The following is an 8,507-nucleotide window of genomic DNA, read 5'->3' on the forward strand; positions in this document are numbered from 1 at the left end:
TGTTGATAAAAGGGTAGACGTTGGGGTGTGTCGGAGTAAGTGTGGGGGGGGAGGCAGCTACTGGGAAGTGGCTAATGTAAAATATGAATAAATGTTTTGTTTTTTATTACGGCACCGGCGACCACCTACACTGGTACGTCTCTCGTCGTCGGCAGATGCAGATGAGTATAAGAGACCTGGTTTGTAGTGCGATTTGAGCTGTTTTTGTAGAAATAAAAAACGCTGCAAATCAGCAGCGTTTTTTACGTAATAAAAATTTTAACGAATTACTTAGTTACACGTAGAACCGGTGTTTCACCAACAACGACGGTGCCAGAAAGCTTGTTCAGCTCTTTGATTTCGTCCATGTTAGAGATAACAACAGGTGTTAGTGTTGATTTTGCTTTCTCTTCAAGAAGAGCTAGGTCGAATTCGATAACAGTATCGCCTGCTTTAACCGCTTGGCCTTCTTGAGCGATACGAGTGAAACCTTCACCTTTTAGCTCAACTGTGTCGATACCAAAGTGAACGAATAACTCAACACCGTCATCAGACTCGATTGAAAACGCATGGTTAGTTTCGAAAATCTTACCGATAGTGCCGTTAACTGGAGCTACCATTTTGTTGCCTGATGGTTTAATCGCAATACCATCACCAACAATTTTCTCAGCGAAAACAACATCTGGCACATCTTCGATATTGACGATTTCACCAGAAAGAGGGGCAATAATTTCAATCGCACCTGCATCTGAGCTGTCGTCAGATACTAGCTTCTTAAGTTTATCAAACAGACCCATTGTGTCATGCTCCTAACGTTTAATTTTATTCTGTCGAATTATAGTATACCAATCGCCAACAATAGACGACCTATTTTTAGTCGTCTATCTCATTGGTATTAGCGAATTATTGCGTTTTCTCTGCGATGAATTTTTCCACACAAGCTTCGATTTCAGCTGCGGTTGGGAAAGAGAGTGCTTCTTCTGCCATCGCTTTAACTTCGGCGAAGTTTGAGTTACGGATCACTTTCTTCACTTTAGGGATAGAGATGCCACTCATAGAGAATTCATCGAGTCCCATACCAAGTAGAAGTAGCGTTGCACGTTCATCACCCGCTAACTCGCCACACATACCCGTCCATTTACCTTCAGCGTGTGAGGCATCAATCACTTGCTTAATCACGGTTAAAACCGCTGGAGAAAGTGGGTTATACAGGTGTGAAATCATTTCGTTACCACGGTCAACCGCAAGAGTGTATTGTGTTAAATCATTGGTACCGATAGAGAAGAATGACACTTCTTTTGCCAAGTGGTGCGCAATTGCCGCTGCCGCAGGTGTTTCAACCATAACGCCAATTTCGATATTTTCATCGAACGCTAAGCCTTCCGTGCGAAGTTCTTCTTTGTATTCTTCAATGGCGTTTTTAAGCTCACGAATTTCTTCTACAGAGATGATCATCGGGAACATGATACGCAGTTTACCATGCGCAGATGCACGCAGAATGCCACGAAGCTGATCTCGTAAGATGTCACGACGGTCTAAGCTGATGCGAATCGCGCGCCAGCCCAAAAATGGGTTCATCTCTTTTGGTAGATCCATGTACGGAAGATCTTTATCACCACCGATATCCATGGTACGGATAATCACCGCTTCACCACTCATCGCTTCTGCAACTTCTTTATAAGCTTGGTATTGCTCATTTTCAGTTGGTAGCGCGCTACGGTCCATGAATAAAAACTCAGTACGATATAAGCCAACGCCTTCACCACCGTTGCGTAAAATACCATCGCAGTCTTTTACTGTGCCGATGTTACCGCATACTTCAACTTGGTGGCCATCGAGTGTGATAGCAGATAGGTCTTTTAGTTTTGCGAGCTCTTCTTTTTCCGCAGCAAAATCATCACGAATTTTTTTCGCTTCTTCAAGCTGTGCTTCTGAAGGATTAATGATGATTTTGTTGTTCATGGCGTCAAGAATAAGCATGTCGCCATTTTTTACTTTCTTAGTGATGTCGTTAGTACCAACAATCGCTGGAAGCTCAAGTGAACGTGCCATGATTGAAGTATGAGATGTACGACCACCGATATCACAAGCAAAACCCAGCACGTAATCAAGATTGATTTGTGCAGTTTCAGAAGGCGTTAAATCATAAGCAACAAGAATTACTTGTTCGTTAATATCACTCAGTGAAACGATATTGATGCCGAGAGCATTTTTAACAAAGCGCGTACCGATATCGCGGATGTCTGTCGCGCGTTCTTTTAGATATTCATCATCAAGAGATTCTAGGGCAGCAGCCTGCTCTTCGATCACGGTATAGATCGCGTTGTCTGCATGCATTTTGTCATTTTTGATGAGTGCTAAAATTTCCTCTTCTAGCTCTTCATCTTCAAGCAACATGATGTGGCCTTCAAAGATGGCTTCTTTTTCTTCACCGAATGTTTCAAGTGCTTTTTGTTTGATCACTTCTAGCTGAGCAGAAGATTTGTTACGAGCGTCATAAAAACACTGAACTTCTGCTTCTACTTGGTCATCTGAAATAGAGTGAGTATTTAGGACAATTTCATCTTCTTGAAGTAGCAGTGCTTTACCAAAAGCAATGCCTGGAGATGCTAGGATGCCTGAAATCATAGCGTTACCTTAAATTGGTCAACTGTAAACGGGAGAATGTGGACTATTGCGCTAACGGTAATTAGTAGCTCAAAATGTAGACTATTTCCAACAAAGCCATTTTGTTTTCACAAAATGGCTTTGAAATAGTGGACCGGATTAATGTAGTTGGTCCATGAGAGCAACTAGGTGATCTACCGCTTGCTTAGCTTGAGGGCCTTCAGCAGAAATAGTCACAACGGTACCTTTTACTAGGCCAAGAGTTTGAAGTTTGAATAGGCTCTTAGCACTTGCGCTTTTGCCGTTAGAAGTCACTGTGATGTCTGCATCGAATACTTTTGCTTCTTTAACGAACTGCGCAGCAGGACGAGTGTGAAGGCCGTTTTCTGCAGTGATTTCTACTTGCTTCTCGTACATGTTATATACCCCAATTGATTTATTTTTTGTTAGTTTCTTCACCAGAACAGCTTAACTGCTAATCAACGGTTCTGCTAGCAGAGTAACGCTGTTTTAGTGTCATAGCTGATACTGATTTAAATTTCATAATCACGATTTCAATCTATGTTGTCATTCGTCATTATAGTTAATACGTTTCTGACTTCTTTATTTCGAAGCTTAAAATAAAACGAGGTGATATTACCAAAGGTGAGGCAAGGATCAACAAAAAAGCCCCTGTATGGGGCTTTTTTAAACGAAAATTTGATTTAACCACCTATTACTGTTGGTTCTCTTTCTCGGTAAATAGGCCAGAAAATAGTGCGGTGCTCAGATAACGCTCACCTGAGCTTGGTAGTACCGCTACAATTGTTTTTCCTTCAAATTCAGGTAGTTCTGCTAATCTATTCGCTGCTACAATCGCTGCGCCTGATGAAATTCCAGCCAAAATCCCTTCCTCTTCCATGAGGCGTCTTGCCATTTCAATCGCTTCTTCTGAAGTGACGGCTTCAACACGGTCAATGAGGGATAAATCGAGGTTGCCAGGAATAAATCCCGCTCCTATACCTTGGATTTTGTGTGGCGCAGGTTTGATTTCATCTCCAGCAAGTGCTTGAGCAATGACTGGCGACTCCGCAGGTTCAACCGCAACTGAGATGATAGCCTTGCCTTTTTGGCCCTTAATGTAGCGGCTTGTGCCCGTTAAAGTACCACCGGTTCCGACACCTGCAACGAACACGTCAATCTCACCATCAGTTGCATCCCAGATTTCCGGCCCTGTTGTTTTTTCGTGGATTTGTGGGTTGGCTGGGTTATTGAATTGCTGCAGCAACAAGTATTTTTCAGGGTTGCTGGCAACAATTTCTTCTGCTTTAGCAATTGCGCCTTTCATGCCTTTCGCCGCTTCGGTGAGTTCAAGGTTGGCTCCTAAAGCTTTAAGCAGTTTACGGCGCTCTAAACTCATTGATTCAGGCATAGTAAGCGTCAACTTATAACCACGAGCAGCTGCAACAAATGCAAGAGCAACACCAGTGTTACCGCTGGTTGGCTCTACAAGTTCAACGCCAGGTTTCAGTGTGCCAGCTTTTTCTGCTTCCCAAATCATGTTGGCACCGATACGGCACTTCACGCTAAAGCTTGGGTTGCGCGCTTCAATTTTCGCCAGTACCTTACCTTTGCTGACTTTGTTTAAGCGAACAAGAGGAGTGTTACCAATAGTCAGAGAGTTGTCTTCGTAAATTTTGCTCATTGCGATATTCCTTTATTACACACGTTATATGTGCCTGGCGGTCTGATAAGACACGTGAGTGGATACAGATGCAGAATAGGTGTTAACCTTAAAACGTAAAAGGATTAAAAAGTTATAACTTATAGAGGGATATGCAGGTTGAATCTCCCTCGCACCATCACTGCAGTTTGTTTTTAAATTCACCAACCCACATGGCTGTTGCCCCGCATACAGCAACCGGCATGACGATTAAGTTAACAATGGGTATGGTGGTAAAAATCGACACTAAAACACCAAAGCTATATGCCTTGGTCTGTTTTTGTTTCAAATTGTGTCTCATCTGGTTAAAGCTCACTTTGTGGTTGTCAAATGGGTAGTCACAGTATTGGATGGCTAACATCCATGCAGTGAAAATGAACCACAGCAAAGGGCCTAAGGTTTGTCCTAAGGCAGGAATTAGGAGCAATAAGAACAAACCGATTGCTTTGGGTAAGGTATAGATTAATTTTCGCCACTCTCTTGCGAGGATACGTGGGATATCTTTGACCATAGACCAGATGCCATCGCTGTTGATTGGAGCGCCAATTAATCTTTCTTCCACTTTTTCTGCGAGTAGCCCATTCAATGGTGCAGCGACGAAGTTAGCCAGCGTACTGAAGAAATAGGAGAACGTGGCTAAGATAGTGATCGCGAGCAATGGCCATAAAACGTAACTTAGCCAAGATAAAAAATCAGGGATTTGACCAATAAACTGTTCTATCCACGTATTGAGATGATTGAATAAGTAAAAAAGAGCGCTGCCGACGAGAATGATGTTGATGAGTAATGGCAGAATCACAAAGCGTCGAATGCCGGGGGTGAGTGCTAGCTCTAGACCAAAAAAGAAGTATCCAAAACCTGAACGTTGCTTAAGTGTCATACCGTTATCCATGTGAATATCTGTTAATCAATGCCTAAAAAGCTATTCTACTCAACCTGCCGAAGAAGAAAAGCGTGGTGAAAATCACATCATGTATTGAACTTCTCACATTAAGTTGTTCTAAATCGGTACAAACTTTTGGTAAAGTAGCCCGATAGACCGATATAACCCACGTTGGTGACACGTTCAATTCAAGCTGGTAAAGCTGAGAATAACCATGCATCGAGAAACTGAGAGTGAAACATGCAGGAATTGCGATTCGTACTCATAATTGTTGGCGCGCTAGCGATAGCCGCGTTGCTATTTCATGGTCTTTGGACCAGTAAGAAAGAAGGGAAGTCCAAGTTTGAGGATAAGCCTCTTGGTAAAATTGATGTTGATCACGATGATACACAATCTGCGACCCAGCGTTCATTTGCTCCGGAAGATGATTTCGAAATTATTCGCAAAGTACGTAAAGAGCCAGATTTTAGTGAAGCGGTTGACCCTCTCATTGACGGTTATTCACCAAGCTTTGAACCTAATGTGCTTGATGAACTCGATGATGTGCCCTCAATATCGATGAAAACCGAATCCCCAAGTCTCAGTGAACAAGATGATGTCATTGCTGACGATAATCAAAAATCCGATGTTCAAGAAGCCGAAATGGAAGTGATTGTGCTGAATGTGCATTGTGCGGGAAATGATCCCTTTGTCGGCACTAAGCTTTTTGACAGTATGCAGCAAAACGGCCTTCTTTATGGTGAGATGGATATTTTCCACCGGCATGCCGATCTGTCAGGTACAGGGAAAGTGTTGTTTAGTGTTGCCAACATGATGCAACCCGGTACATTGGCACATCATGATCCTGCGGAGTTTACTACTCGCGGTATCTCATTCTTCATGACACTGCCTTGCTACGGCGAGCCTGATCAAAATTTCAAATTAATGCTTAAAACCGCTCAACAAATCGCTGATGATTTAGGTGGCAATGTATTGGATGATGCGCGTAATTTAATGACGCCAGATCGATTGGCTGCCTACCGACGCCAAATCCAAGAGTTTAAAAGCGCACGCAACGCGTAGACGCGTAGAATAAACATCGACCATTAAGGGCTCCTAGTCGGAGCCTTTTTTCATGATCCGAGAGAATTATGATGCAAACAATAGAACACAAATTAAGCCAACTTCGTGAGACGCTGCATTATCATGCTGTACGTTATTATGTAGAAGATAACCCTGAAATTCCTGACGCTGAGTATGATCGTTTGATGCGTGAGCTGCTTGAGTTGGAATCGCAGTATCCGGAGTTAGTCACAGCGGATTCACCCAGCTTGCGTGTTGGAGGTAAGCCTTTAGAGGGTTTTGCTCAGGTGACTCATGAAATTCCAATGCTCTCTTTAGATAATGTGTTTGATGAGAATGAGCTTGATGCCTTTCACAAGCGGATGCAAGACCGGATACCGAGTGCCCACTTTAACGCTTTTTGCTGCGAACCTAAGCTTGATGGTTTAGCCGTGAGTTTGCTTTACGAAAATGGTGTGTTAGTACAAGCCGCCACGCGTGGGGATGGCGCGGTCGGTGAAAACATTACGGAAAACGTGCGAACGATCAGTGCTATTCCACTGAAGTTACAGGGAAAAGGGTGGCCCGTTCGTTTAGAAGTTCGTGGTGAAGTGTTCATGCCTAAAGCCGGTTTTGAGCGATTGAACCAACAAGCACTCAAAAAAGGTGAAAAAACCTTTGTTAACCCAAGAAATGCGGCCGCAGGGAGCTTGAGACAGCTCGACTCAAAAATCACAGCTCAAAGGCCGTTGAATTTTTATGCTTACAGTGTTGGTGTGATTGAAGGCGCTGAGTTAGCAAGCAGTCATTATCAGCGCTTTTTGCAGTTAAAAGGGTGGGGGCTGCCGATGTGCCCTGAAACACGTCTAGTCTCTTCAATGGATGAAGTGAAAGAGTACTACCAAAGTATCTTAACTCGTCGCGCTCAACTCGCGTATGAGATTGATGGCGTGGTGATTAAAGTTGATGATATTGAACTGCAACAAAAGCTCGGTTTTGTCGCGCGGGCGCCTCGCTGGGCGATTGCTTATAAATTTCCCGCCCAAGAAGAAATAACGCTCCTGAACGATGTTGAATTTCAAGTGGGCCGTACCGGGGCTATTACACCTGTTGCGAAGTTAGAACCTGTATTTGTGGGGGGAGTCACCGTCAGCAATGCCACATTACACAACGCTGATGAAATTGAGCGCCTAGGCGTGAAAATTGGTGATAGCGTTATTATTCGTCGAGCAGGCGATGTTATCCCACAGATTGTTTCTGTGTTGTTAGACAGACGCTCTGATACAGTGGTCGATATTGTTTTCCCGCAGTACTGCCCGGTGTGCAACTCTGACATTGAGCGTGTTGAAGGTGAAGCTGTCGCCCGTTGTACAGGGGGGTTAGTGTGTCAAGCTCAGCGCAAAGAAGCATTAAAGCACTTTGTCTCTCGCAAAGCGTTAGACGTGGATGGTTTAGGCGAAAAAGTGATTGAGCAGCTTGTTGATAAAGAGATGGTGAGCACGCCCGCGGACCTCTTCCGTCTAAAAGCAGGGCAGCTAACGGTGTTAGAGCGTATGGGACCAAAATCAGCACAAAATATCGTTAATGCACTGAATGCCGCCAAAATGACCACATTACCCCGTTTTTTGTATTCATTGGGCATACGTGAAGTCGGGGAAGCGACGGCGGCTAATCTTGCGCTCCATTTCGGGTCATTAGACAAAATTCGCCAAGCAACCCATGAAGAACTACTTGAAGTTCAAGATGTTGGAGTTATCGTTGCGAGTCATATCACATCTTTTTTTGAGCAAGATAAAAACCAACGGGTGATTAATGAATTGATCGAACTCGGTATCCAGTGGCCTAATATCGAAAAGCCGAGCCAAGATGCGATTCTCCCTTTACTTGGTAAAGTGGTGGTTTTGACGGGGAGCTTGTCGAAACTCTCTAGAAGTGATGCGAAAGCGGCGCTACAAGAGCTTGGCGCAAAAGTAACGGGAAGCGTCTCTAAAAACACCGATATACTATTTGTCGGAGAAGCGGCCGGTTCAAAATTAGTAAAAGCGCAAGAACTAGGGATCGAAATTCGCAGCGAACAAGATTTGCTTGAGTTAATGAAAAGCTAATTTTTTTAAGCATCCCTTCCTTCATAAAGCCTCAAAATTAATTTTGAGGCTTTATTTTTATCTCAAACCGCCACATTAAAATGTCCAGTAATTAGAAAAAAAGCCCTCATTTTCTTCGATGCCAATCAAGAAGAACTTTACTCTCTTTCAATTTATTATTGCGATGCACTTCAAGCTATTAGTGTAATTG

General features: G+C 43.5%; 7 protein-coding genes. 2 read left to right on the forward strand and 5 right to left on the reverse strand.

The genetic code is table 11. The features are described from left to right. Positions 1-266: 266 nt before the first annotated feature. The 5 genes from crr to cysZ all read right to left on the reverse strand — a co-directional run bounded on the left by crr (position 267) and on the right by cysZ (position 5,180). Positions 267-776, reverse strand: coding sequence for a PTS glucose transporter subunit IIA (crr, locus tag AACQ17_RS02900; RefSeq protein ID WP_010317358.1), 510 nt, complete (start codon positions 774-776; stop codon positions 267-269). Positions 777-882: 106 nt separating this feature from the next. After that, on the reverse strand, positions 883-2,607 hold the full coding sequence (ptsI, locus tag AACQ17_RS02905; RefSeq protein ID WP_094147596.1) for a phosphoenolpyruvate-protein phosphotransferase PtsI: 1,725 nt from the start codon (positions 2,605-2,607) through the stop codon (positions 883-885). Between the two features lie 138 nt (positions 2,608-2,745). Then, the gene (locus tag AACQ17_RS02910) at positions 2,746-3,003 is read right to left on the reverse strand and encodes an HPr family phosphocarrier protein (protein ID WP_026027491.1); all 258 of its coding nucleotides are present in this window, start codon (positions 3,001-3,003) and stop codon (positions 2,746-2,748) included. A gap of 298 nt (positions 3,004-3,301) precedes the next feature. Next, positions 3,302-4,270, reverse strand: a complete 969-nt coding sequence (cysK, locus tag AACQ17_RS02915; RefSeq protein ID WP_013857323.1) for a cysteine synthase A — start codon at positions 4,268-4,270, stop codon at positions 3,302-3,304. Positions 4,271-4,427: 157 nt separating this feature from the next. After that, positions 4,428-5,180, reverse strand: coding sequence for a sulfate transporter CysZ (gene cysZ / locus AACQ17_RS02920; protein WP_094147283.1), 753 nt, complete (start codon positions 5,178-5,180; stop codon positions 4,428-4,430). A 231-nt stretch (positions 5,181-5,411) separates the two neighbouring features. Between cysZ and zipA the strand changes: the two genes are divergently transcribed. Continuing rightward, positions 5,412-6,233 carry a cell division protein ZipA gene (gene zipA, locus AACQ17_RS02925; RefSeq protein WP_094147282.1) on the forward strand — a complete coding sequence of 274 codons (822 nt, stop codon included), beginning with the start codon at positions 5,412-5,414 and terminating at the stop codon, positions 6,231-6,233. Positions 6,234-6,301: 68 nt separating this feature from the next. Continuing rightward, the gene (gene ligA, locus AACQ17_RS02930; protein ID WP_094147281.1) at positions 6,302-8,317 is read left to right on the forward strand and encodes an NAD-dependent DNA ligase LigA; all 2,016 of its coding nucleotides are present in this window, start codon (positions 6,302-6,304) and stop codon (positions 8,315-8,317) included. Positions 8,318-8,507: the final 190 nt, after the last annotated feature.

It is taken from the genome of Vibrio sp. V10_P2A27P122 (genome assembly GCF_963874335.1).
GTDB classification, from domain to species: Bacteria; Pseudomonadota; Gammaproteobacteria; order Enterobacterales; family Vibrionaceae; genus Vibrio; species Vibrio anguillarum.

Coding starts and splice junctions, on each gene's coding strand:
- zipA (WP_094147282.1), top strand. CDS start 5,412: ATGCAGGAATTGCGATTCGTACTCATAATTGTTGGCGCGCTAGCGATA.
- AACQ17_RS02910 (WP_026027491.1), bottom strand. CDS start 3,003: ATGTACGAGAAGCAAGTAGAAATCACTGCAGAAAACGGCCTTCACACT.
- ligA (WP_094147281.1), top strand. CDS start 6,302: ATGATGCAAACAATAGAACACAAATTAAGCCAACTTCGTGAGACGCTG.
- cysZ (WP_094147283.1), bottom strand. CDS start 5,180: ATGGATAACGGTATGACACTTAAGCAACGTTCAGGTTTTGGATACTTC.
- crr (WP_010317358.1), bottom strand. CDS start 776: ATGGGTCTGTTTGATAAACTTAAGAAGCTAGTATCTGACGACAGCTCA.
- cysK (WP_013857323.1), bottom strand. CDS start 4,270: ATGAGCAAAATTTACGAAGACAACTCTCTGACTATTGGTAACACTCCT.
- ptsI (WP_094147596.1), bottom strand. CDS start 2,607: ATGATTTCAGGCATCCTAGCATCTCCAGGCATTGCTTTTGGTAAAGCA.